The following is a 23,910-nucleotide window of genomic DNA, read 5'->3' as shown; positions in this document are numbered from 1 at the left end:
GTGCCAGCCGAAAAATCTCGTCGAGCCACCAAGGCTAACAACTATGGCCTATCAGGCCATGGCACGTTGCAACAAATGTAGGAGCGGGCTTGCCCGCGATGCGCCGCGCGGGCGGCGCTCGATCTCACAGGCGCTGAAAGCCCCAAGCCATGCCCATCCCAAACCCAACCCCTCACTTCGGATAAAGCGGCGGCAAGCTCCCCGGCTCACCCGAAGGCAACAACACCTGCTCCGCCGGCGGGATCGTCCCAATCGCCCGCCACAAATCCTCCCCCTGCCAATACTGCCCACTCTCGCTGTAAAGCGCCCCGTTCAACCCATCCAGCGCATCCGACAGCGGCACGAACCGGGCCGCCATCTCCGCCAGGGTCTCTGGCTGTTGCCGCGCCCAGGCGTCGAGCGCCTGGCGGGTGGCCTGCGGGTCGTTGGCCTGGCAGGCACGCTTGAGGTCGTCCAGCAGGGTGCGTGGGCTTGGGCCAGCCTGCGCGGCACGCAGCACGGCCGGTTGCGAGCGGGCGCGCCACCACAGGGCGAAGCCGAGCAGGGTGGTCAGGGCGAACACCAGGGTGGCGAGTTGCCAAGGCCAGAGCAGGCTGCTGCCTGTGCTGGTATCACCCACCGGGCTTTCGGCGCTCAAGGCCGGGTTGTCCTGCACGTCCAGGGTGCGTGCAGGCAGGCTGGAGTGCTCCAGGTGGTCTTCGCGGGTGTTCCACCAGGTCACTTCCAGTGCCGGCAGCGCCAGTTCGCCGCTGTGGGTCGGCACCAGCGCTTCGCGCTCCTCGCGGTTGGCGGTCATGCCGCGTTCGTTTATTTCGTTGCGCAGCAGCGGCTGGTCCGGGTAGCGGCGCAGGCCGACGATTTCAGTCGCCGGCAATTGCGGCAGCTGGGTGCTCGACAGCCCCTCGGCGCGCAGGGTGATGCTGCGGGTCAGGGAGTCGCCAATCTGTGTCTGCTGGCTGCCAGGGTCGGGGTTCCAGTGTTCCTCCAGGCTCAGGCCGCGTGCGGGTAACCACGGCGCATTGGCAGGCCAGGCGGTGGGGATCGGGCGGACGGTCAGGCGTAGCGGCAGCGAGCTGACCTGCACCTGGCGGCCTGCTCGCGCACTGGCGGCGGGCTGCTGGGCATTGTCGGCGGCGGTGGCGGTAAACGTGAGCGGTGGAATGTCCAGGTCGCCACTCTGTTGCGGGTAAAGTGCGTAACGGGTCTCGATCACGCCGTGACGTACGCCGTTGATTTCCTTTTCATAAGTGCGCGACTCGCCCAGCGGCTCGACCTTGGCGTTTTCCAGCTGCAGCGGGCTGAGGCTGCTGTCGTCGTACAGCGATACCGAATGGTAGATGCGCAGGGTCAGCACGGCCTGGGCCTGGACGTACACCTCGTTGCTGTCCAGCGTGGCCTCGACGAACACCTGGGACGCCGTGTCCGGGCGGCTGGCGTCGGCCTGCAGCACCTGCAGGTCGATGGCCTGGCTGTGTGACTGGCCCAGTTGCAATTCAGGAATACGCAGGCTGCCGCTGCGCCGAGGCAGCAGGGTGATGATCCAGCGGGTGCTGGCGCGGGTCTCGCCGTCGAGGGTGTGCAGGCTGTTCAGCTGGCGCGTGCCGCGTACTTCGAAGTCGCCATCGAGGGCGCGCAGGTCGGGCTTGCCGAATTGCGTCACATCCTGGCTTTCGAGGGTCAGCTCGAGGGTTTCGCCGGCCTCCAGGCGAGTACGGTCGACACTGGCCTGCAGGGTCGGGTCGGCCTGGGCGAGGAGGGCCCATAACAGGCAGAGCAGAAAGACGCCGAGGCGACTCATCGTGGGGTTTCCTGATGCAATTGCTGTTCATACCAGAATTTACGGCGCAGCAGCTCTGCCGGGTTGTCCGGGATCTCCCGCAGCCATTGTTCAAGCGCCTGTCGTTGTTCGGCGTCCAGGCTGGTGGAGACCGGCCTTTGTGGGGGCTGGGTGACGCCGTCGTCGTCACCGCCCTGGTTACCGGGGTTGGCCGGGCTCTGGGTGTTGCTGCCTTCGCCGGGTTGTTCGGCGTTGGCCTGTTCTTCGCTGCCAGGTGTGCCCTGCGCCGGGCTGCTGGCCGAGCTGCTGTTGCCTTCGGTTTCGCTGCCGGGCGAGCCTTGGGCATCGTCTTTGGCCGGTTGTTCCTCGGCCTGGGCTTCGCGTTGCTGCAACAGTTGCTGGATCAGCGCCTGGTTGTCCAGCGCCGGCTTGAAATCGGGCTGGCGCTCCAGGGCTTGTTCATAGGCGTCCAGCGCGGCTTCCAGCTCGCCGCTGCGGGCCAGGGCGTTGCCTCGATTGTAGTGGGCTGCCGGCGTATTGCCCTGGGCGAAGGCCTTGGCGGCCGCTGCGTAGTCACCGGCCTGGTACAGGGCCATGCCGCGCCATTGCGGGTCCTGGAAGTGGCGGGCGGCATCCGCCGGCCGGTTTTGCTCCAGCAGGCGCTGGCCCTGCTGGTCGGGGCGCAACCACAAGTCGTTGAACTCGAAGGCCTGGCTCGGTTGCGGCAGGGCAAGCAGCAGCGGCAGGCAGAACAGCCAGCCGCGGCGGCCGGCACAGGCCGCCAACAGCAGCAAGGGAATCAGCAACCAATAGCCTTGGTCGGCCCAGCTGTCGAGCTGTACGTTCTGGCCGTCGTTGCGCAGGATGCGCGGGTTGTCGAACAGGCCGAGGCCGCGCAGGTCGAGGTCGTCGATGCGCGCATGGCGGTAACGCCCACCCGTGCCGTTGATGAAGGCCTTGAGCCCGGGGCTGTCCAGGTGCGGCACCAGGATGCCGCCCTGGTCGTCCTTGAGGAACTCGCCATTGGCCTGGCGCACCGGCGCCCCATCCCGGGTGCCAATGCCCAGCATCAGCAGGCTGGGGCCTTGGCGGCCAAGGGCCTGGACGATGCCCTGGCGTTCCGGCGCACTCAGCGCCGAGCCAATCAGCAGCAAACGGCCCTGGCCCAGGCCGCTTTGCGCCAGCAAGGCCAGGCCTTTCTGTACGGCAAGGTCGGCGCGCTGGCCGGGTTGCGGCATGATCGACGGGTCGATCGCCTCGAGCAGGTTGCGTGTGGTGCCCAGGTCATCCGACAGCGGCACCAGTGTGTGTGCACTGCCCGCGTAGACGATCAGCGCGGTCTGGCTGTCGCGGCGGTGTTCGAGCAGGTCGAGGACCTTGCGCCGGGCCTGCTGCAGGCGGTTGGGCGGGGTGTCCTCGGCAAGCATCTGCGGGGTCAGTTCGAGCAGGATCACCAGTGGGTCGGCCGGGCGCTGGCGGGTTTCTTCCAGGCGCTGCCAGCTTGGCCCGAGCAGGGCCAGTACTACCAAGAGCCAGGCGAGGCCCAGGGCGACCCAGGGCAGTTTGCTGTTGCTGCCGCTGCCGCCACCCAGCAGCACCGGGTGGAAAGCTTTCGGCAGGATCATCTGCCAGCGCCCGGCGCGCTTGCGCCGGTGCCACAGCTTGAACAGCAGCCAGCCGAGCAGCGGCACGACCAGCAGCCACAGGGGGCGTAACCATTGCGGCCACAGGTCGATCATCGCCGCTTCCTCAGGCGCAGCCGTTTCAGGCGCTCACGCCATTCTGGGTGGGGCTGCAGGAAGCGCGGTTTGCGCATCACCCGTTGCAGCAGGTTGTCTGGCCATTGCACCGCTACCACCAGCAGCACGCTGAGCAGCAAGGCCAGGGCCAATGGCCACGCATACAAGGCCTTGGCCGTACGCGCCTGGGTCGGTTGCTGGGCGACGGGCTCCAGCTCGTCGAGGGTATCGCCGATGGCGTCCAGTTCCGCCCCGTCATGGGCGCGGAAGTAGGCGCCGCGGGTCAGCTCGGCGATTTCCTTGAGCGAGGCTTCGTCGAGGTCCAGGCTCGGGTTCAGGCCCAGCAGCCCAGGCGTGCCGCTGGCCTCGGGGTTGGCACCGATGCCGATGGTGTAGATGCGTACGCCTTCCTGGGCGGCCAGGCGGGCGGCGGTCGAGGGGTGGATCTGCCCGCCATTGTTGGCGCCATCGGTGATCAGTACCAGCACCCGGCTTTGCGCGGGGCGCTGGCGCAAGCGCTTGACCGCCAGGCCGATGGCGTCGCCGATGGCGGTGTTCTTGCCGGCGATGCCGATCTGCGCCTCGTCGAGGAAGGTGCGCACGGTGCGCCGGTCGAAGGTCAGCGGTGCCTGCAGGTAGGCCTGGCTGCCGAACAGGATCAGGCCGACGCGGTCGCCCTCGCGGTCCTGCAGGAAGTCGCCCATCAACGCCTTGACCAGGTCGAGGCGGCTGATTTCGTCGTTTTTCCACTGCATGTCGGGGAAGTCCATGGAACCGGACACATCCACCGCCACCAGCAGGTCGCGGCCACTGGCGGCCACCGGTACCGGGTCGCCCAGCCATTGCGGGCGGGCGGCGGCGAGCAGCAGCAACAGCCAGATCACCACAAAGGGCGCCTGCTGGCGCCAGGTTGGCAGGTTCAGGCGCGCACGCCGGCCGGCCAGGCCCTCCAGCTCGTCGAGGAAGCCCACCTTGAGCACCGGCTCGCCGCTGTCGGCGGCGGGCAGCACCAGGCGTGCCAGCCACGGCAGCGGCAGCAGCACGAAGATCCACGGCCAGGCCAGCTCAAACATGTTTGCGGATCCAGGTTTCGACGGCTTGGCTGAGCCCGACGATGGCTTTGTCGTCGAGTTTGCACTCAGGCTTGTAGGCGCCCTCGACCAGCACCATCCAGCGGGTCAGGCCGGCGGCTGGGCAGCGGTTGTCGAGAAACGCCAGCCACTGGCGGCCGTTGAGGGTATGGCTATTGGCGCCGGGGTAGTGGTTGCGGCACAGGCGTTTGAGCAAGGCGTTTATCTGCTGCAGCCAGGCGCCGGCCGGCGCGCCGTCATAGGGGCGCGGCAGGCGTGCGAGTTCGGCCAGGGCCTCTACGCGTACTGGGTCGAGCGGCTGCTCGGCACGTACCACCCGGCGCTTGCCCGGGCGCCAGCGCCGCAGCCGCCACAGGCCCCAGGCCAGCAGCGGCAGCAGGGCGAGCAGCAGCCACCAGCCCGGTGCCGGTGGCCACAGGCCGATCGCTGGCGGGGCGATCAGCGGTTGCAGCTGATCCAGCGGATTCATTTGCTGCTCCCAGGGCGCTGGGCGTTCAGGTATTCGCGCAGCTGTTCGATCATTTCGCTCTGGGTGCTCAGTGGCATCAGCACCACGCGCAGCTTTTGTGCCATGAGGTCCCAACGCTCGATACGCGCTTCGGCCTGCTGACGGTAAGCCCGGCGCAGGTTGGCGTCCAGCGTGTCGAGCTCCAGCTGCGCGCCGCGCTGGGCGAAACGCAGCAGGCCGGCAGCGGGCAGCGCATGGTCGAGCGGGTCGGAGACCGGCATCAGCAGCAGGTCGCAATGGCGCGAGAGCATGGCCAGGTGCTGTTCGGCCTGGGGGCTGAGCGAGCGTTCGTCGCAAATGACGATGGCCAGGCTGCCGGGGCGCAGCACTTCACGGGCGCGGCGCAGGGCCAGGCCCAGGCTGTCGGCCTGGGGCAGCGCTTCGGTGTGCAGCGCCTGGTTGACCTTGGCCAGGCGGTTGAGCAACTGCAGCAGGCTCTGCTTGCTGCGTCGCGGTTTGATTTCGTGGTGTTCGTTGTCACCAAACACCAGCCCGCCGATGCGGTCGTTGTGGCCCAGCGCCGCCCAGCCGAACAGCGCGGCGGCCTGCGCCGCGAGCACCGACTTGAACATCAGCCCCGAGCCGAAAAACAGGCGCTGGCTTTGCTCGACGAGGATGAAGATCGGCCGTTCGCGCTCTTCATGGAACAGCTTGGTATGCGGCTCCTGGGTGCGGGCGGTGACGCGCCAGTCGATGTTGCGCACATCGTCGCCGGCCTGGTAGACGCGCACCTGGTCGAAGTCCACACCGCGGCCGCGCAGCTTGGAATGGTGCAGGCCGACCAGCGGGCTGCGCTGGCCGGGCCGGGAGAACAGCTGGATTTCGCGCACGCGGTGGCGCATGTCGATCAGCTCGGCGAGGCCGATGCGGATGCCGGGTTCGGCCTGCAGCGCAGTGGGCATGGGCTCAGGCAACGGCGACGACGTCGAGGATGCGCTGAACCACGCGGTCCTGGTCGACCCCCGCCGCCTCGGCTTCGAACGACAGGATGATGCGGTGGCGCAACACATCGAACAGCACTGCCTGGATATCCTCGGGGCTGACGAAGTCGCGCCCGGCCAGCCAGGCATGGGCCCGTGCGCAGCGGTCCAGGGCAATGGAGCCTCGTGGGCTGGCACCGTAGGCGATCCAGTCGGCCAGTTCGGTATCGAACTTGGCCGGGGTGCGGGTGGCCATGACCAGTTGCACCAGGTATTCCTCTACGGCGTCGGCCATGTACAGGCCGAGGATTTCTTTGCGCGCGGCAAAGATCGCTTGCTGGCTGACCCGCCGCTCGGGCTTGACCTCACCGCCCAGGGCTTCGCCGCGGGCCTGGGCCAGAATACGCCGCTCCACGGCGGCATCGGGGAAGCCGATTTTTACGTGCATCAGGAAGCGGTCGAGCTGGGCTTCGGGCAGCGGGTAGGTGCCTTCCTGCTCGATCGGGTTCTGCGTGGCCATGACCAGAAACAGGGGCGACAGGTCATAGGTGCTGCGGCCCACGCTGACCTGGCGCTCGGCCATGGCCTCGAGCAGGGCAGACTGCACCTTGGCGGGCGCGCGGTTGATTTCGTCGGCCAGCACCAGGTTATGGAAGATCGGCCCCTGCTGGAACACGAAGCTGCCGGTTTCCGGGCGATAGATTTCGGTGCCGGTGATGTCGGCCGGCAGCAGGTCGGGGGTGAACTGAATGCGATGGAACTGCGCCTCCACCCCCTCGGCCAGCTCTTTGATGGCCTTGGTCTTGGCCAGGCCCGGCGCGCCCTCGACCAGCATGTGGCCGTCAGCCAGAAGCACGATCAGCAGACGCTCGACCAGCTTCTCCTGGCCTAGGATCTGGGAGGAAAGAAAGGTGCGTAGCGCGATCAGCGCTTCACGGTGTTCCATCGGCGACGGTTCCTGGAAGAGCGCCAGGGCGGGCGTAGTGGGCAACCGACCTGGCAGGGGGGGATACTTTAATCTATCCGCGGTGCCGCGTCGAAATCTGCGCTTGGGGTTAACGCCTTTGCCGATGTTGTGCGCGGCTGTTCTGTCGCTTGATGGCTGCCTTCAGAACTTTAAGGAGCGTGATCATGAGCAGGCAGCACGTTGTGAGGGTGGGCGTATTTTTCGATGGGACCGGCAATAATCAGGTGAATGCCACGGCTGACGCCGGCCTTGCGGGCGCTGGCGGCAGTCACGGTAATGCGCGGAGCAATGTTGCCCTTTTGCATGCCTTGTACCCCTGCGGCCTCGTGGATGGGCAGGTGTTTCTCAAACTGTACGTCCAGGGCATCGGCACAACCGAAGGCGCGCCGGATTCGATGTACGCCCAGGCGACGGGGTGCGGTGATACCGGTGTCGAGGCACGGGTTGAGCAGGCGCTGCTCAGCGTGGGTGAGCAACTTCGCAGCTTTGCGCACATAGAGCCTGCCGGCGTCGAGTTCGATCTGTTCGGTTTCAGTCGTGGCGCCGCAGCCGCCCGCCACTTCGCCAATCGGCTGCAAAACGGTGCCCCAGGCCTACCGTTGGAATTGCGGGGTGACAGGGCGCTCAATTTCATTGGCCTGTTCGACACGGTGGCAGCATTCGTGGCGCCTCTGAAGGGGGATTTCAACCCTTCCAACAGCCGCTACCACGGCGTGCGTCTCGGCCTGGGCAAGGGCCTGGCCCGGCAGATAATACAACTGGTGGCGGGTGATGAGCAGCGGCACAACTTCCCGTTGGTACGCACTGATGACGACATCGTCGTGCCGGGTGTGCATTCGAACATCGGCGGTGGCTACCCGGCGCTCGTGCAAGAGAAAGTGCTGCTGTGCAAACCGCTCTCGAACCGGGTGGCGCTGTCGACCCCGGTGGAACGAACCCGAGCTTACGCCGCCGCCAGTACCTTGCTGGGTTCGGCATTTGCCGGCCTGGCGCAACCACTGCCCCGGCTGATTAGCTGGGAAGTACCTGTCGAAGGTAGCAAGGCCAGGCGCGATGATCCGCAGAAGCAGGTATTTGCCGCGGTGTACCGCGAGCGGGAGGTGAGCGGGCATTTGTCGCGCGTGTACCTTAGCGTAATGCGAGAACTGGCTGTGCGCAGTGGGGTGCCGTTTGCGCCTCTGGGTGACGACGAAGCCCATTGGTTGCCCGAAGAGTTGCAGATGATCAGCCGAAAATTGCATGACTTTGCCCTGGGACGCAGTTTGCAAGTGGGGCTGACGGCTGATGAGCAGGCGCTGTTACAGGCTCGTTATGTCCACACTTCAGCGCACTGGAATGCCGTTAAGGGGTTGCAGAACAGTGCGCTGGACGTGATGTACATCGACCGGCCGGCTGAAGGGGGCAGGGTGATGCATGAAAACGCTGTGTGCTGAACAGCGTGTATGGGCAGCACCCACCCTATCGCCGGCAAGGCGGCCACAGGGTGGTAGAGGCTTGGCAGGTCAGTTTTTCGAACTGGAATGCTTGGAACCCTGGTCACACAGGGCAAACACCACTACCAGCACCCCGGCTATCGCCAGGATCAACGCCACGCCATCGGTGGAGTGCGTCGCCGAACCCGCGACCAGGGCCAGCCCGCCCAATGGCGCAAGGCCACCGGCGACTGCCGTACCAATCTCGCGCCCGGTACCAAAGCGCCCTTGAACTGGGTCAGGTAGGCCAGCGAAAACGTCTTGAAGATGTAGCTCAGGGCGTTGTAGCCGATGGCCACGAAGAACACCACGGCCAGGCCCTTCAGGTCATTGCGCAGCAACAGCTTCAGTGGCGACACCTGCGGCTTGTCACCCGGTGCCATCCACCGCGGCGCCTGCTTCGCGGCTGAAGCCGCTCCCACAGGGTCTGCGGCGCGCTCGCGGGCTTTGTTCTCTGCGCGACAGCGCAGCCCGAACGGCTGGGTAATCTCCCGCAGGGCTGAGCAGCGCCGCTGTCAATGTGGGAGCCGGCTTGCCGGCGATGAGGCCGGAACTGCAAACCTCAAAGTTCGTTGACGAAGGTACCCGTGCCTTTGAGGATGTTCTCCAAGGTCAGCGCAACCTCTTCCAGGTCAGTCCCCGCCGAAGTCAGCACGATCTCCAGCGCCTCATCCCCCTTCAACGCATCGCGGTCGCCCGCCGCCACTTCGATCAGCAAACGCTGGGCACTGAGGGTTACCTTCAATCCATCCAGTGTCGACGGCTCATCGTCCAGGGTCAGGTCGACGGTGTCTTCATCCGGGTAGCGGGTCAGCAAGAACATCTGCCCCTTGTCGCTGTGGCAGCACAGGGTCGCCATGTTGTCTTCCTCGTCATCGCAAGGGGTGGCGAACAGCAGGGCAGTGGTGATTTGCATGGGGGCGACTCGGGTCAATGGAAACGAAAGTGAATTCTGACAGCCTTGCGTGCATCCATAAACGTAAAGTTACCCCCCCTTGACCGAAATTGTCGCAGCGCTGCAAGCGGCGATGACCGATCAGTCGTTAAGCTTCCGCGAGCCCTGAACATATGCGTCCGGCTTGCCACGGGTTGGCTATCGTTGATCCGTAACCGTCGGACGCACGCGACGCTTCAATTATTACAAAGCCCAAGCGGAGTACCACAGATGGCGTTCTTCACCGCAGCCAGCAAAGCCGACTTTCAGCATCAACTGCAAGCGGCCCTGGCGCAGCACATCAGCGAGCAGTCACTGCCACAAGTGGCGCTGTTCGCCGAGCAGTTCTTCGGCATCATTTCCATGGACGAACTCACCCAGCGCAGGCTGTCGGACCTGGCCGGCTGCACCCTTTCTGCCTGGCGCATCATCGAGCGTTTCGACTCCGAGCAACCGCAAGTGCGGGTGTACAACCCCGATTACGAACGCAACGGCTGGCAATCGACCCACACTGTGGTCGAAGTGCTGCACCACGACCTGCCATTCCTGGTCGATTCGGTACGTACCGAACTCAACCGTCGTGGCTACAGCATCCATACCCTGCAGACCACGGTGCTCAGCGTGCGCCGTGACGCCAAGGGCGAGCTGCTCGAACTGCTGCCCAAGGGCAGCCAGGGCGAGGGCGTACGCCATGAATCGCTGATGTACCTGGAGATCGACCGCTGCGCCAATGCCGCAGAGCTGAACGTGCTGACCCGCGAAATCGAGCAGGTACTGGCCGAAGTGCGCGTGGCGGTGGCCGACTTCGAGCCGATGAAGGCCAAGCTGCGTGAAGTCGTGGCAGAGGTGGAGCAAACTGCGTATGCCCCGGCGCAGCATGAAAAGGGGGAGGTCAAAGCGTTCCTCGAATGGCTGCTGGACAACCATTTCACCTTCCTCGGCTACGAAGAGTTCACCGTGCAGGCCGACAGTGCCGGCGGCCAGATGGTCTACGACGAGCAGTCGTTCCTCGGCCTGCCGCGGCGCCTGCGCGTGGGCCTGACGGCCGAAGAGCTGCGCATCGAAGACTACGCCGTGGCTTACCTGGCCGAGCCGCTGCTACTCTCGTTCGCCAAGGCCGCGCTGCCTAGCCGCGTGCACCGCCCGGCCTACCCGGACTACGTGTCGATCCGCCAGCTGGACGCCGACGGCAAGGTGGTCAAAGAGCACCGCTTCATGGGCCTGTACACCTCCTCGGTGTACGGCGAGAGCGTGCATGCCATCCCCTATATCCGGGTCAAGGTTGCCGAAGTGGAGCGCCGCTCCGGCTTCGACCCCAAGGCGCACCTGGGCAAGGAGCTGGCGCAGGTGCTCGAAGTGCTGCCGCGCGACGACCTGTTCCAGACCCCGATCGACGAGCTGTTCAGCACCGTGATGTCGATCGTGCAGATCCAGGAACGCAACAAGATCCGCGTGTTCCTGCGCAAGGACCCGTACGGGCGCTTCTGCTACTGCCTGGCCTATGTGCCGCGTGAAATCTATTCCACCGAAGTACGGCAGAAGATCCAGCAGGTGCTGATGGAGCGCCTCAAGGCCAGCGACTGCGAGTTCTGGACCTTCTTCTCCGAGTCGGTGCTGGCCCGTGTGCAACTGATTCTGCGGGTGGACCCAAAGAACCGCATCGACATCGACCCGCAGCAGCTGGAAAACGAAGTGATCCAGGCCTGCCGCTCGTGGCATGACGACTACTCGGCACTGGTGGTCGAGAACTTCGGCGAAGCCCAGGGCACCAACATCCTCGCCGACTTCCCCAAAGGCTTCCCGGCCGGCTACCGCGAGCGCTTTGCCGCGCACTCGGCGGTGGTCGACCTGCAGCATGTGCTGGCGCTGTCCGAGAGCAAGCCGCTGGCGATGAGCTTCTACCAGCCGCTGACGCGCCTGGGCGACCGCCTGCTTCACTGCAAGCTGTACCATGCCGACACCCCGCTGGCGCTGTCGGACGTGCTGCCGATCCTCGAGAACCTCGGCCTGCGCGTGCTCGGTGAATTCCCCTATCGCCTGCGCCATGCCAGTGGGCGTGAGTACTGGATCCACGACTTTGCCTTCACCTACAGCGAAGGCTTGAGCCTGGACATCCAGCAGCTCAACGACGTGCTCCAGGACGCGTTCATCCATATTGTTCAGGGCGATGCCGAAAACGATGCCTTCAACCGCCTGGTACTCACCGCCGGCCTGCCATGGCGCGACGTGGCGCTGCTGCGCGCCTATGCCCGCTACCTCAAGCAGATCCGCCTGGGCTTCGACCTCGGTTACATCGCCAGCACCCTGAACAACCACACCGATATCGCCCGCGAGCTGACGCGGCTGTTCAAGACCCGCTTCTACCTGGCGCGCAAGCTCACCCTTGATGACCTTGACGACAAGCAGCAGCGCCTTGAGCAGGCCATCCTCACCGCCCTGGACGACGTGCAGGTGCTCAACGAAGACCGCATCCTGCGCCGCTACCTGGACCTGATCAAGGCCACCCTGCGCACCAACTTCTACCAGCCGGATGCCAACGGCCAGAACAAGCCGTACTTCAGTTTCAAGTTCAACCCCAAGCTGATCCCCGAACTGCCCAAGCCGGTGCCGAAGTTCGAGATTTTCGTCTATTCGCCTCGGGTCGAGGGCGTGCACCTGCGCTTTGGCAACGTCGCCCGCGGCGGGCTGCGCTGGTCGGACCGCGAGGAAGACTACCGCACCGAGGTGCTGGGGCTGGTCAAGGCTCAGCAGGTGAAGAACTCGGTGATCGTGCCGGTCGGCGCCAAGGGCGGCTTCCTGCCCCGGCGCCTGCCGTTGGGCGGCACGCGCGATGAAATCGCGGCTGAAGGCGTGGCCTGCTACCGCATCTTCATCTCGGGCCTGCTCGACATCACCGACAACCTCAAGGACGGCGGCGTGCTGCCACCGGCCAATGTGGTGCGCCACGATGACGATGACCCGTACCTGGTCGTGGCAGCCGACAAAGGCACCGCAACCTTCTCCGATATCGCCAACGGCATCGCCATCGACTACGGCTTCTGGCTGGGCGACGCCTTCGCCTCGGGCGGCTCGGCCGGTTACGACCACAAGAAGATGGGCATTACGGCCCGCGGCGCCTGGGTGGGCGTGCAGCGCCACTTCCGCGAGCGCGGCATCAACGTGCAGCAGGACCCGATCACCGTGATCGGCGTCGGCGACATGGCCGGCGACGTGTTCGGCAACGGCCTGCTGATGTCCGACAAGCTGCAGCTGGTGGCAGCGTTCAACCACCTGCACATCTTCATCGACCCGAACCCGGACCCAGCCACCAGCTTCGTTGAGCGCCAACGCCTGTTCGACTTGCCGCGTTCGGCCTGGAGCGACTACAACACCAGCATCATGTCCGAAGGCGGCGGGATCTTCCCGCGCAGTGCCAAAAGCATCGCCATCAGCCCGCAGATGAAAGAACGCTTCGCCATCGAAGCCGACCGCCTGACCCCGACCGAGCTGCTGCATGCGCTGCTGAAGGCACCGGTGGACCTGCTGTGGAACGGCGGTATCGGCACCTACGTCAAGGCCAGCACTGAAAGCCACGCCGATGTCGGCGACAAGGCCAACGACGCGCTGCGGGTCAACGGCAACGAGCTGCGCTGCAAGGTGGTGGGTGAGGGCGGCAACCTCGGCATGACCCAGCTCGGCCGCGTCGAATTCGGCCTTCATGGCGGCGCCACCAACACCGACTTCATCGATAACGCTGGCGGCGTGGACTGCTCCGACCACGAGGTCAACATCAAGATCCTGCTCAACGAAGTGGTGCAGGGTGGCGACATGACCGAGAAGCAGCGCAACCAGCTGCTCGGCAGCATGACCGATGAAGTTGCTGGCCTGGTGCTCGGCAACAACTACAAGCAAACCCAGGCGCTGTCGCTGGCGGCCCGTCGCGCCCGCGAACGCATCGCCGAATACAAGCGCCTGATGGCCGACCTGGAAGGCCGCGGCAAGCTGGACCGGGCTATCGAGTTCCTGCCGTCCGAGGAGCAACTGGCCGAGCGCCTGGCTGCTGGCCAGGGCCTGACCCGTGCCGAGCTATCAGTGCTGATCTCGTACAGCAAGATTGACCTCAAGGAGCAGTTGCTCAAGTCGCTGGTGCCGGACGACGACTACCTGACCCGCGACATGGAAACCGCCTTCCCGCCGTCGTTGGTCAGCAAGTTCGCCGAAGCCATGCGTCGCCACCGCCTGAAGCGCGAAATCGTCAGCACCCAGATCGCCAACGACCTGGTCAACAACATGGGCATCACCTTCGTGCAGCGGCTCAAAGAGTCCACTGGCATGAGCCCGGCCAATGTCGCCGGGGCCTATGTGATCGTGCGCGATATCTTCCACCTGCCGCACTGGTTCCGCCAGATCGAGGCGCTCGACTACCAGGTGCCGGCGGAAATCCAGCTGACGCTGATGGACGAGTTGATGCGCCTGGGCCGCCGCGCTACGCGCTGGTTCCTGCGCAGCCGGCGCAACGAGCAGGATGCCGGGCGTGACACTGCGCACTTCGGGCCGAAGATTGCGCAACTGGGCCTGAAGCTCGACGAGCTGCTGGAAGGCCCGACCCGCGAGCGCTGGATGGTCCGCTACCAGAGTTTCGTCGACGCCGGTGTGCCGGAGTTGCTGGCGCGTATGGTGGCGGGTACCAGCCACTTGTACACGCTGCTGCCGATCATCGAGGCGGCCGACGTTACCGGGCATGATCCTGCCCAGGTGGCCAAGGCGTTCTTCGCCGTCGGCAGCTCGCTGGACCTCACCTGGTACCTGCAGGAAATCAGCAACCTGCCGGTGGAAAACAACTGGCAGGCCCTGGCCCGCGAGGCGTTCCGCGACGACATCGACCTGCAGCAGCGGGCGATCACCATTTCCGTGTTGCAGATGGCCGATGCGCCGGAAGACATGGACGCCCGGGTGGCGCTGTGGGCAGAGCAGCACCGGGTGATGGTCGAGCGCTGGCGCGCGATGCTGGACGACCTGCGCAATGCCACGGGGACTGACTATGCGATGTACGCGGTGGCCAACCGCGAGCTGGTCGACCTGGCGATGAGTGGGCAGGCGGCGGTGGTGCCTTCCTGATCCTTCAGGTGAAATGAAAAGCCCCGGCAGTGATGCCGGGGCTTTTTTGTGTGTCAGTGACGGCCTCTTCGCGGGGCAAGCCCGCTCCCACAGGTTCCACACCGTCCTTAAGCTCACTGGTTGCACACCGCCCTCAAGCTCGCTGGGGCATCTGTGGGAGCGGGCTTGCCCCGCGAAAGGGCCGGAACAGGCTTACTTGAACCGCCGCTCCACCCCTTTCTCCACCAGGATCTTCGCCGAAATCTCCTCCACCGAAAAATGCGTCGAATTGATGTTGGGAATGTTCTCCCGGCGGAACAGGCTCTCCACCTCGCGCACCTCGAACTCGCATTGGGCAAAGCTCGAATAGCGGCTGTTGGGCTTGCGCTCATGGCGGATGGCGGTAAGGCGGTCGGGGTCGATGGTCAGGCCGAAAAGCTTGTTGTGGTGCTTTTTAAGCACTGCAGGCAACTGCAGGCGCTCCATGTCGTCTTCGGTCAGCGGGTAGTTGGCGGCGCGGATGCCGAACTGCATAGCCATGTACAGGCAGGTTGGGGTCTTGCCGCAACGCGACACGCCTACCAGGATCAGGTCGGCCTTGTCGTAGTAGTGGGTGCGCGCACCATCGTCGTTGTCGAGGGCGAAATTGACCGCCTCGATGCGCTCCATGTAGTTGGAGTTGCCGCCGATCGAGTGGGATTTGCCCACGGAATACGACGAATGGGCAGTCAATTCCTGCTCGAGCGGGGATAAAAACGTCGAAAAGATGTCGATCATGAAGCCGTTCGACGTGGCCAGGATCTCTCGGATGTCCTGGTTGACGATGGTGTCGAAGATGATCGGGCGCATCCCGTCACGCTCGGCCGCAGCGTTTATCTGCTGCACCATGGTCCGCGCCTTGTCCGGCGTATCGATGTACGGGCGGGTGAATTTGTTGAACGGAATGCTATCGAATTGCGCGAGCAGGCTTTGGCCCAGGGTTTCGGCAGTGATGCCGGTGCCATCGGAGATGAAGAACGCGGTTCGTTTCATTTGCGATCTGGGCCTTAAGCTGATGACGTTTCTTGGATATGATAAGTTCGGTTTGCCGAATGCGGCTGTCGGCATTCTCACTTATTTTCCAGGTACAGGCCACAAGCGCCCGGCCAAGTCACAAAGACAGGCGGGCGCCCTTGAGCTTTTCCAATACAGTTAGTGGAGAGATCACCTTGGTAGAGTACGTAGTTTCCCTCGATAAGCTCGGCGTCCATGATGTGGAGCATGTGGGGGGCAAGAACGCATCCCTGGGCGAGATGATCAGTAACCTCGCCGGTGCCGGCGTGTCGGTGCCGGGCGGCTTTGCCACTACGGCTCAGGCGTACCGTGATTTTCTCGAGCAGAGCGGGCTGAACGACCGCATTCACGCCGCGCTCGACGCGCTGGACGTCGACGACATCAATGCCCTGACCAAAACCGGCGCGCAAATCCGCCAGTGGGTGATGGAAGCCGAATTCCCGGCGCGCCTTGATTCGGAAATCCGTACGGCCTTTGCCGAGATGGCCGCCGGCAACGACAACATGGCCGTCGCCGTGCGTTCCTCGGCCACCGCCGAAGACTTGCCCGACGCTTCGTTCGCCGGTCAGCAGGAAACCTTCCTCAACATCCGTGGCGTCGACAACGTGATCCGCGCGGCCAAAGAAGTGTTCGCCTCGCTGTTCAACGACCGTGCCATCGCCTACCGCGTGCACCAGGGCTTCGACCACAAGCTGGTGGCCCTGTCTGCCGGCGTGCAGCGCATGGTCCGCTCGGAAACCGGCACTGCCGGCGTGATGTTCACCCTCGACACCGAGTCGGGCTTCCGCGACGTGGTGTTCATCACCGGCGCCTACGGCCTGGGCGAAACCGTGGTGCAGGGTGCGGTCAACCCTGACGAATTCTACGTACACAAGAACACCCTGCAGGCCGGCCGCCCGGCCATCCTGCGCCGCAACCTGGGTAGCAAGGCGATCAAGATGATCTACGGCGACGAGGCCAAGGCCGGTCGTTCGGTCAAGACCGTCGAAGTCGACCGTGCCGAGCGTGCGCGCTTCTGCCTGACCGACGCCGAGGTCAGCGAGCTGGCCAAGCAGGCCATGATCATCGAGCAGCATTACCAGCGCCCGATGGACATCGAGTGGGCCAAGGACGGTGACGACGGCAAACTGTACATCGTCCAGGCGCGCCCCGAGACCGTGAAGAGCCGCGCCAGCGCCAATGTCATGGAGCGCTATCTGCTCAAGGAGAAGGGCACCGTTCTGGTTGAAGGCCGTGCCATTGGCCAGCGCATCGGTGCCGGCAAGGTCCGTGTGATCAAGGACGTGTCCGAGATGGACAAGGTGCAGCCAGGCGACGTGCTGGTTTCGGACATGACCGACCCGGACTGGGAACCGGTCATGAAGCGCGCCAGCGCCATCGTCACCAACCGCGGCGGCCGTACCTGCCACGCGGCCATCATCGCCCGTGAGCTGGGTATCCCGGCCGTGGTCGGTTGCGGCAACGCCACCCAGCTGCTCAAGGATGGCCAGGGCGTGACCGTTTCCTGCGCCGAGGGTGACACCGGCTTCATCTTCGAAGGTGAGCTGGGCTTCGACGTCAAGCAGAACTCGGTCGATGCCATGCCGGACCTGCCGTTCAAGATCATGATGAACGTCGGCAACCCGGACCGCGCCTTCGACTTCGCCCAGCTGCCCAACGCCGGTGTCGGCCTGGCGCGCCTGGAGTTCATCATCAACCGCATGATCGGCGTGCACCCCAAGGCACTGCTGAACTACGCCGGCCTGCCGCCGGAGCTGAAAGAGAGCGTCGACAAGCGCATCGCCGGCTACAACGACCCGGTCGGCTTCTACGTCGAGAAGCTGGTCGAGGGCATCAGCACCCTGGCGGCGGCCTTCTACCCGAAAAAGGTCATCGTGCGCCTGTCGGACTTCAAGTCCAACGAATACGCCAACCTGATCGGCGGCAAGCTGTACGAGCCGGAAGAAGAAAACCCGATGCTGGGCTTCCGCGGTGCATCGCGCTACATCAGCGAGTCGTTCCGTGACTGCTTCGAACTCGAATGCCGTGCGCTCAAGCGTGTTCGCAACGAGATGGGCCTGACCAACGTCGAGATCATGGTGCCGTTCGTGCGTACCCTGGGCGAAGCCAGCCAGGTCATCGACCTGTTGGCCGAAAACGGCCTGGCCCGCGGAGACAACGGCCTGCGCGTGATCATGATGTGCGAACTGCCGTCCAACGCCATTCTGGCCGAAGAGTTCCTCGAGTATTTCGACGGCTTCTCCATCGGCTCCAATGACTTGACCCAGCTGACCCTGGGCCTGGACCGCGATTCGGGGATCATCGCCCACCTGTTCGACGAACGTAACCCGGCCGTGAAGAAGCTGCTGGCCAACGCCATTGCTGCGTGCAACAAGGCTGGCAAGTACATCGGTATCTGCGGCCAGGGCCCGTCGGACCACCCGGACCTGGCCAAGTGGCTGATGGAGCAGGGCATCGAAAGCGTGTCGCTGAACCCGGACTCGGTACTCGAAACCTGGTTCTTCCTGGCCGAGGGCCAGGGCGCAGCCTGATGCGGTAAAACGCGGGGGTGCGTCTGGCGCGCCCCCGCCTGGTTTTTTCCAGGGCGAGCTCCAGCAATGGATCCCGCCCTTTTTTGTGCAACAAGCAACCCTATGCATAGCAGCAGCAGTTTATTTCCCGTGGCTTTGCTCAGTGCCGAGCGCCGTGGCGACCTTAGCGAAGACGTGTATCGGATCAAGGCTGGCAACAGCCCTGACCCGAGCGTTGAATTGGCCGTGACTCGCCTGGGGCTGGCCGACCATGGCAGTGCCCAGGGCGTGCCGGTCATTCTTTTGCACGGCAGTTTCTCCAACCGGCGTTTCTGGTATTCGCCCAAAGGCATCGGCCTGGGCGCCTACCTGGCACGGGTGGGCTTCGATGTGTGGATCCCGGAGATGCGCGGCCACGGCCTGTCGCCGCGCAACCTTCAGTGGCGGCACAACCGGGTGGCCGACTATGCCCGTGATGACCTGCCGCTGATCGCAGCGTTTGTGCATGAGCAGTCTGGCAAGGCGCCGCACTGGATTGGCCATTCCCTGGGCGGGACCACCCTGGCAGCCGCGCTGGGTGGCGGTTTTCTGCCTGCCGCGCAGGTCGCCAGCGCCGCGTTCTTTGGCACGCAGATCAGCCGAGTGTACTGGCCGCTCAAGGTGCCACCTGTGACCTGGGGTGCAAAGCTACTGCTCAAGCGTTGGGGGCAGATATCCGGGCCGCGCTTCAAACGCGGGCCCGAGGATGAGCCGATGGGCCTGGCACTGGAGAGCATGCGCTGGCATGGCCTGTTCGGGCGCTTCGGTGACAAGGACAACGACTGGTGGGCGGGGCTGGCCGAGGTGGATGTGCCGGTGCTGGCGGTGGCGGGTGCGGGCGACTTCCAGGACCCAGTCTGGGCCTGTCGCAAGCTGTTCGATCAACTGGGCGGCGAGCGCAAGCAGTTTCTAAGGCTGGGCCGCGAAGAAGGCTTCGACGCGTTCGGGCATGTCGACATGCTGGTGAGCAAGGCGGCGCAGCAGCAGGTATGGCCGTTGGTAGAGCGCTGGCTGCGTGACCCGATGGTGGCGGTGCATGCGTCAACGCTGGGCGCGGAGCCTGTGCCGGCCAGCTGATCCTGGGTTGGCTTTACGGGCTTGCCCGCGAAGAGGCCGGGGTAGACGAAACTCAGATGACCACCCAGTCCCGGATGACTGCGACAGCCTCCCCGGTGTAGCCTTGGCGGATACCCGCTTTCGTTGTGACTGACAGGAGCTTCCCATGCAGCATTACGTAACGCCCGACCTGTGCGACGCCTACCCGGAACTGGTCCAGGTGCTGGAACCGATGTTCAGCAACTTCGGTGGCCGCGATTCGTTCGGTGGCCAGATCGTCACCCTCAAGTGCTTTGAAGACAACTCGCTGGTCAAGGAGCAGGTAGAACTCGACGGCAAGGGCAAGGTGCTGGTGGTCGATGGCGGCGGCTCGCTGCGCTGTGCGTTGCTGGGCGACATGCTGGCCGAGAAAGCCGCCAGGAACGGCTGGGAAGGCCTGGTAATCTACGGCTGCGTACGTGACGTGGATATCCTGATCCAGACCGGCGTCGGCGTGCAGGCCCTGGCCAGTCACCCGAAAAAGAGCAACAAGCGTGGCGTTGGCGAACTCGACGTACCGGTGACCTTCGCCGGCGTCACCTTCCGCCCGGGCGAGTATGTGTATGCCGACAACAATGGCGTGATCGTCTCGCCAAGCCCGCTGAAAATGCCGGAGTGATGCGCCGCACGCGCTGATGGAGCTTTGATGTTCGAGGAAGACAACGCGCAGTGGGGGCTGGTGCATGCCCTGGTGCTCGATGGTAAAGGCGGCGCGCGCTCGATCGCCCGGACCGAGCTGGACGACCTGCAGCTGCAGCCACAGGAAAGCCTGTGGCTGCACTGGGATCGCAGCCATCCACAAACCCGTACCTGGTTGCTGCAGGCAAGCGGCCTGAGCGCGTTCGCTTGCGACCTGCTGCTGGAGGAGAACACGCGTCCGCGCCTGCTGCCGCTGGCCGATGAGCAGCTGTTGCTGTTTTTGCGCGGGGTCAACCTCAACCCGGGTGCCGAACCTGAAGACATGGTATCGGTACGAATCTTCGCCCAGGCGCGGCGGGTGATTTCCTTGCGCTTGCGGCCACTGCGCGCCAGTGACGAAATGCTCCAGCTGCTGGACGAGGGCAGGGGGCCGAAATCGGCGTCCGAACTGTTGCTGCTGATGGGCGAATTGCTGACGGAAAAGGTTCAAGGGTTGGTCAGCGACCTGTCGGAGTTGGTCGATCTGGAGGAAGAAAAGGTCGAAGCCGACGAACGGTACACGCCGGAGCAGGGCAGCCTGCAGCAAATTCGCCGGCGCGCCGCTGGTTTGCGGCGTTTTCTCGCCCCGCAACGGGAAATCTACGCTCAGCTATCGCGCAGCAAATGGAGCTGGTTCGCCGACGCCGACGCCGATTACTGGAACGAGCTCAACAACAGCCTGATCCGTTATCTGGAAGAGCTGGAACTGGCTCGCGAGCGCGCGGCGCTGGTGCTGGAAAGCGAGGATCGGCGGCGCAGCGAGCGCATGAACCGGACCATGTACCGCTTCGGCATCATCACCTGCATCTTCCTGCCCATGAGCTTTATCACCGGCCTGCTAGGCATCAACGTCGGCGGCATTCCGGGGGCGGATAACCCCTATGGCTTCCTGTTTGCCTGCATCGTCGTGCTGGGGCTGGCGGTAGGGCAGTGGTGGATGTTCCGAAAGCTGCGCTGGGTGTGAAAATGTCGAGTCATATTGAAACATTCGTGCCAGTGGGATGTGTGACCCATCGAACGGTGCCCTCGTCTCTGACTGACACTGCGCGAGGTGCACATGCACGATCCGTTTGAAGAATCCCTGCGTGACCTGCTCAAGGCGTCGCCGTCCGGTGAGGACCGAGACGACGCTGCGTGCCTGGGTCGCGTGCTGAAAACCGCTAACCGCCAGGTTGGCGCAGGTGATCTGTTCAGCCTGCTTGGCCGCTGGAGCCAGGCGCTGCTGATCGCTGTGAACAACGGCTCGGCGCATGTTGCGCCGGTGCGCCGCCATTCTGCCCGTAACGCTGCCCCTGGCAGCAAAGCTGATAAGGCCGATTGAATATGGAACTCGATCTCTGGACCCAGAGCCTGGTCACTGCCATGACCGCCCTATGGACCAAGGTAGCGAACTTCATCCCCAACCTGTTCGGCGCGCTGGTCGTGGTGCTGCTCGGTTTCGTGGTGGCCAAGCTGCTCGATACATTGCTGTCCAAACTGTTGGCCAAGTTCGGCCTGGACCGCCTGATGGCCGGTACAGGGCTGACCAAGATGCTCAGCAGGGGCGGTATTCAGGTGCCGATCTCGACCCTGATCGGCAAGATCGTCTATTGGTTCGTGCTGCTGATTTTCCTCGTCTCTGCCGCTGAATCGCTCGGCCTTGAGCGGGTTTCGGCTACCCTCGACATGCTCGCCCTGTACCTGCCCAAGGTGTTTGGCGCAGCCTTGATACTGCTGGCGGGCGTATTGTTGGCCCAGGTGGCAAACGGCCTGGTGCGGGGCGCCGCCGAGGGCATCGGCCTGGAGTATTCCGCAGGGCTCGGGCGCATTACCCAGGGGCTGGTGATCATCATCAGCATCTCGGTTGCCATCAGCCAGCTGGAGGTGAAAACCGACCTGCTGAACCATGTCATCGTCATTGGATTGATAACCGTTGGTCTGGCCGTTGCGCTTGCGATGGGCCTGGGCAGCCGCGAACTTGCCGGGCAGATTCTGGCTGGCATTTACGTTCGCGAACTCTTTCAGGTGGGCCAGCAGGTGCGGATTGGAGAGGTCGAAGGGCAGATCGAGGAAATTGGCACGGTCAAGACAACGCTGTTGACCGATGATGGCGAATTAGTGTCGCTGTCTAACCGCGTGCTGCTTGAGCAACGTGTCAATAGCCGCTAACCGCACAAAAGCTGTTAATGTATGCCGCCGCAAAAATCAGCCTGCGTGGCTGTGCGGCGACATTGACCTGACTGTCGGCCAGATCCGTTTTGAATAAAGTTCATTCGCCGCCCATGCGTTACGACCCCCGCGAGCTCACCGACGAGGAGTTGGTGGCGCGTTCGCATGAGGAGCTGTATCACGTTACCCGCGCCTATGAGGAACTCATGCGGCGCTACCAGCGGACCCTGTTCAACGTCTGTGCGCGTTATCTAGGGAACGACCGGGACGCGGACGATGTCTGTCAGGAAGTGATGCTGAAGGTGCTGTACGGTCTGAAGAACTTCGAGGGCAAATCCAAGTTCAAGACCTGGCTCTACAGCATCACGTACAACGAGTGCATTACCCAGTACCGCAAGGAGCGACGTAAACGTCGGTTGATGGATGCCCTGAGTCTTGACCCTGTTGAAGAGGCGTCTGAAGACAAGGCACCCAAACCCGAAGAGAAAGGCGGGCTGGACAAATGGCTTGTGCATGTCAACCCGATCGACCGTGAAATTTTGGTGCTGCGTTTTGTCGCGGAACTGGAATTCCAGGAGATTGCTGACATCATGCACATGGGTTTGAGCGCAACGAAAATGCGTTACAAGCGTGCGCTAGACAAGCTTCGGGAGAAATTTGCAGGCCTTGACGAAACTTAATCACCTGCAAATATCTCTAACCAACCGGCGAGTTCTGCTAGACTTGCCGTCGAGTTGTCCCCCGTGTTGTTGGTGGGACTGCTTAACTATCACCAGATGGGGATTTAACGGATGAAATTGAAAAACACCTTGGGCTTGGCCATTGGCTCGCTCGTTGCCGCTACTTCGTTCGGCGTTCTGGCTCAAGGCCAAGGCGCAGTCGAAATCGAAGGTAACGTAACCAAGCAGTACTACGACAGCGAACGTAACTTCAAAAACGACGGCACCAATCCTGGTGTGCGCCTCGGTTACTTCCTGACCGACGACGTCTCCCTGGACCTGGGCTACAACGAGACTCACAACGCTCGTGGCGAAGTCTTCAACAAAGACATCAAAGGTTCCAAGGCCAAGCTCGACGCTACCTACCACTTCGGTACCGTAGGCGATGCTCTGCGTCCGTACGTTTCCGCTGGTTTCGCTCACGAGAGCCTGGGCCAGGCTACCCGTAGCGGCCGTGACCACTCCACCTTCGCCAACGTTGGCGCTGGCGCCAAGTGGTACATCACCGACATGTTCTTCGCCCGTGCTGGCGTTGAAGCCATGTACAACATCGACAACGGCAACACCGAGTGGGGCCCAACCGTTGGTGTGGGTCTGAACTTCGGCGGTAGCGGTGGCAAGGTTGCTCCTGCTCCGGCTCCAGTTGCTGAAGTCTGCTCCGACAGCGACAACGATGGCGTTTGCGACAACGTCGACAAGTGCCCGGACACCCCAGCCAACGTTACCGTTGACGCTGATGGCTGCCCGGCTGTTGCCGAAGTCGTTCGCGTTGAGCTGGACGTCAAGTTCGACTTCGACAAGTCGGTCGTCAAGCCTAACAGCTACGGCGACATCAAGAACCTGGCTGACTTCATGAAGCAGTACCCACAAACCACCACCGTGGTTGAAGGTCACACTGACTCCGTGGGCCCAGACGCTTACAACCAGAAGCTGTCCGAGCGTCGCGCCAATGCTGTCAAGCAGGTCCTGACCCAGCAGTACGGCGTGGAATCCACCCGTGTTGATTCGGTTGGCTACGGCGAAACCCGTCCGGTTGCTGACAACGCCACCGAAGAAGGCCGTGCTGTCAACCGTCGCGTTGAAGCTCAGGTAGAAGCTCAGTCCAAGTAATTGGTCTTAGGCTTCAATGAAAAACCCGGCCTTGGCCGGGTTTTTCTTTGCCCGCGCTAAGGGCAGCACCGGCG

Annotated in this window: 19 protein-coding genes and 1 pseudogene; 10 read left to right on the top strand and 10 right to left on the bottom strand. The window is 63.7% G+C overall.

Translation table 11 applies throughout. The features are described from left to right. Positions 1-172: 172 nt before the first annotated feature. The 7 genes from ACFY68_RS18000 to ACFY68_RS17970 all read right to left on the bottom strand — a co-directional run bounded on the left by ACFY68_RS18000 (position 173) and on the right by ACFY68_RS17970 (position 7,307). A complete protein-coding gene (locus ACFY68_RS18000) occupies positions 173-1,798 on the bottom strand; it encodes a BatD family protein (RefSeq protein ID WP_387529948.1) in 1,626 nt (541 codons plus the stop codon). Beyond that, a complete protein-coding gene (locus tag ACFY68_RS17995) occupies positions 1,795-3,516 on the bottom strand; it encodes a tetratricopeptide repeat protein (protein ID WP_387529945.1) in 1,722 nt (573 codons plus the stop codon). Before ACFY68_RS17995 ends, ACFY68_RS18000 begins: the two co-directional genes overlap by 4 nt. Next, positions 3,513-4,589: a vWA domain-containing protein gene (locus tag ACFY68_RS17990; protein ID WP_387529942.1), complete on the bottom strand. Its 1,077-nt coding sequence runs from the start codon at positions 4,587-4,589 to the stop codon at positions 3,513-3,515. Before ACFY68_RS17990 ends, ACFY68_RS17995 begins: the two co-directional genes overlap by 4 nt. Next, positions 4,582-5,076, bottom strand: a complete 495-nt coding sequence (locus tag ACFY68_RS17985; protein WP_387529939.1) for a DUF4381 domain-containing protein — start codon at positions 5,074-5,076, stop codon at positions 4,582-4,584. Before ACFY68_RS17985 ends, ACFY68_RS17990 begins: the two co-directional genes overlap by 8 nt. Beyond that, positions 5,073-6,017, bottom strand: coding sequence for a DUF58 domain-containing protein (locus ACFY68_RS17980; protein ID WP_387529936.1), 945 nt, complete (start codon positions 6,015-6,017; stop codon positions 5,073-5,075). Before ACFY68_RS17980 ends, ACFY68_RS17985 begins: the two co-directional genes overlap by 4 nt. A gap of 4 nt (positions 6,018-6,021) precedes the next feature. Next, positions 6,022-6,981 carry a MoxR family ATPase gene (locus tag ACFY68_RS17975; RefSeq protein ID WP_039601915.1) on the bottom strand — a complete coding sequence of 320 codons (960 nt, stop codon included), beginning with the start codon at positions 6,979-6,981 and terminating at the stop codon, positions 6,022-6,024. A gap of 170 nt (positions 6,982-7,151) precedes the next feature. Continuing rightward, on the bottom strand, positions 7,152-7,307 hold the full coding sequence (locus ACFY68_RS17970) for a hypothetical protein (protein ID WP_387529933.1): 156 nt from the start codon (positions 7,305-7,307) through the stop codon (positions 7,152-7,154). A gap of 33 nt (positions 7,308-7,340) precedes the next feature. Between ACFY68_RS17970 and ACFY68_RS17965 the strand changes: the two genes are divergently transcribed. Next, the gene (locus tag ACFY68_RS17965) at positions 7,341-8,435 is read left to right on the top strand and encodes a DUF2235 domain-containing protein (RefSeq protein ID WP_387529930.1); all 1,095 of its coding nucleotides are present in this window, start codon (positions 7,341-7,343) and stop codon (positions 8,433-8,435) included. 69 nt (positions 8,436-8,504) lie between these two features. On the opposite strand, the pseudogene ACFY68_RS17960 reads toward ACFY68_RS17965, so the two are convergent. Next, positions 8,505-8,842, bottom strand: a pseudogene (locus ACFY68_RS17960) (MFS transporter); the annotation flags it as partial. Between the two features lie 194 nt (positions 8,843-9,036). Next, positions 9,037-9,390, bottom strand: a complete 354-nt coding sequence (locus ACFY68_RS17955) for a hypothetical protein (protein WP_346613788.1) — start codon at positions 9,388-9,390, stop codon at positions 9,037-9,039. 249 nt (positions 9,391-9,639) lie between these two features. On the opposite strand from ACFY68_RS17955, the gene ACFY68_RS17950 reads away from it, so the two are divergent. Next, positions 9,640-14,505: an NAD-glutamate dehydrogenase gene (locus tag ACFY68_RS17950; RefSeq protein WP_387529927.1), complete on the top strand. Its 4,866-nt coding sequence runs from the start codon at positions 9,640-9,642 to the stop codon at positions 14,503-14,505. 192 nt (positions 14,506-14,697) lie between these two features. Here ACFY68_RS17950 and ACFY68_RS17945 read toward each other — a convergent pair whose 3' ends face one another. Further along, on the bottom strand, positions 14,698-15,516 hold the full coding sequence (locus ACFY68_RS17945) for a pyruvate, water dikinase regulatory protein (protein WP_012313507.1): 819 nt from the start codon (positions 15,514-15,516) through the stop codon (positions 14,698-14,700). A gap of 176 nt (positions 15,517-15,692) precedes the next feature. On the opposite strand from ACFY68_RS17945, the gene ppsA reads away from it, so the two are divergent. The 8 genes from ppsA to ACFY68_RS17905 all read left to right on the top strand — a co-directional run bounded on the left by ppsA (position 15,693) and on the right by ACFY68_RS17905 (position 23,836). Next, positions 15,693-18,068 carry a phosphoenolpyruvate synthase gene (gene ppsA / locus ACFY68_RS17940; RefSeq protein WP_346613790.1) on the top strand — a complete coding sequence of 792 codons (2,376 nt, stop codon included), beginning with the start codon at positions 15,693-15,695 and terminating at the stop codon, positions 18,066-18,068. A 66-nt stretch (positions 18,069-18,134) separates the two neighbouring features. After that, the gene (locus tag ACFY68_RS17935; RefSeq protein WP_387529923.1) at positions 18,135-19,163 is read left to right on the top strand and encodes an alpha/beta fold hydrolase; all 1,029 of its coding nucleotides are present in this window, start codon (positions 18,135-18,137) and stop codon (positions 19,161-19,163) included. Between the two features lie 145 nt (positions 19,164-19,308). Then, positions 19,309-19,800: a ribonuclease E activity regulator RraA gene (gene rraA, locus ACFY68_RS17930; protein WP_346613792.1), complete on the top strand. Its 492-nt coding sequence runs from the start codon at positions 19,309-19,311 to the stop codon at positions 19,798-19,800. A gap of 27 nt (positions 19,801-19,827) precedes the next feature. After that, the gene (locus tag ACFY68_RS17925; protein WP_387529920.1) at positions 19,828-20,823 is read left to right on the top strand and encodes a zinc transporter ZntB; all 996 of its coding nucleotides are present in this window, start codon (positions 19,828-19,830) and stop codon (positions 20,821-20,823) included. A gap of 93 nt (positions 20,824-20,916) precedes the next feature. Beyond that, positions 20,917-21,180 (top strand): CrfX protein, encoded by a 264-nt coding sequence (locus ACFY68_RS17920; RefSeq protein ID WP_387529917.1) that lies wholly within the window; start codon positions 20,917-20,919, stop codon positions 21,178-21,180. Between the two features lie 2 nt (positions 21,181-21,182). Continuing rightward, positions 21,183-22,007, top strand: coding sequence for a mechanosensitive ion channel domain-containing protein (locus tag ACFY68_RS17915; protein WP_387529914.1), 825 nt, complete (start codon positions 21,183-21,185; stop codon positions 22,005-22,007). A gap of 113 nt (positions 22,008-22,120) precedes the next feature. Then, entirely contained in the window at positions 22,121-22,687 is a 567-nt protein-coding gene (sigX, locus tag ACFY68_RS17910; RefSeq protein WP_003248665.1) for an RNA polymerase sigma factor SigX, read from the top strand. Between the two features lie 111 nt (positions 22,688-22,798). Beyond that, positions 22,799-23,836, top strand: coding sequence for an OmpA family protein (locus ACFY68_RS17905; protein WP_346613797.1), 1,038 nt, complete (start codon positions 22,799-22,801; stop codon positions 23,834-23,836). Positions 23,837-23,910: the final 74 nt, after the last annotated feature.

Origin of the sequence: Pseudomonas sp. NPDC012596, from assembly GCF_042902325.1 — a bacterium.
Classification (GTDB): domain Bacteria; phylum Pseudomonadota; class Gammaproteobacteria; order Pseudomonadales; family Pseudomonadaceae; genus Aquipseudomonas.
The sequence above is the reverse complement of the archived record's forward strand: the minus strand, read 5'-3'. Positions and strand labels throughout refer to the sequence as shown.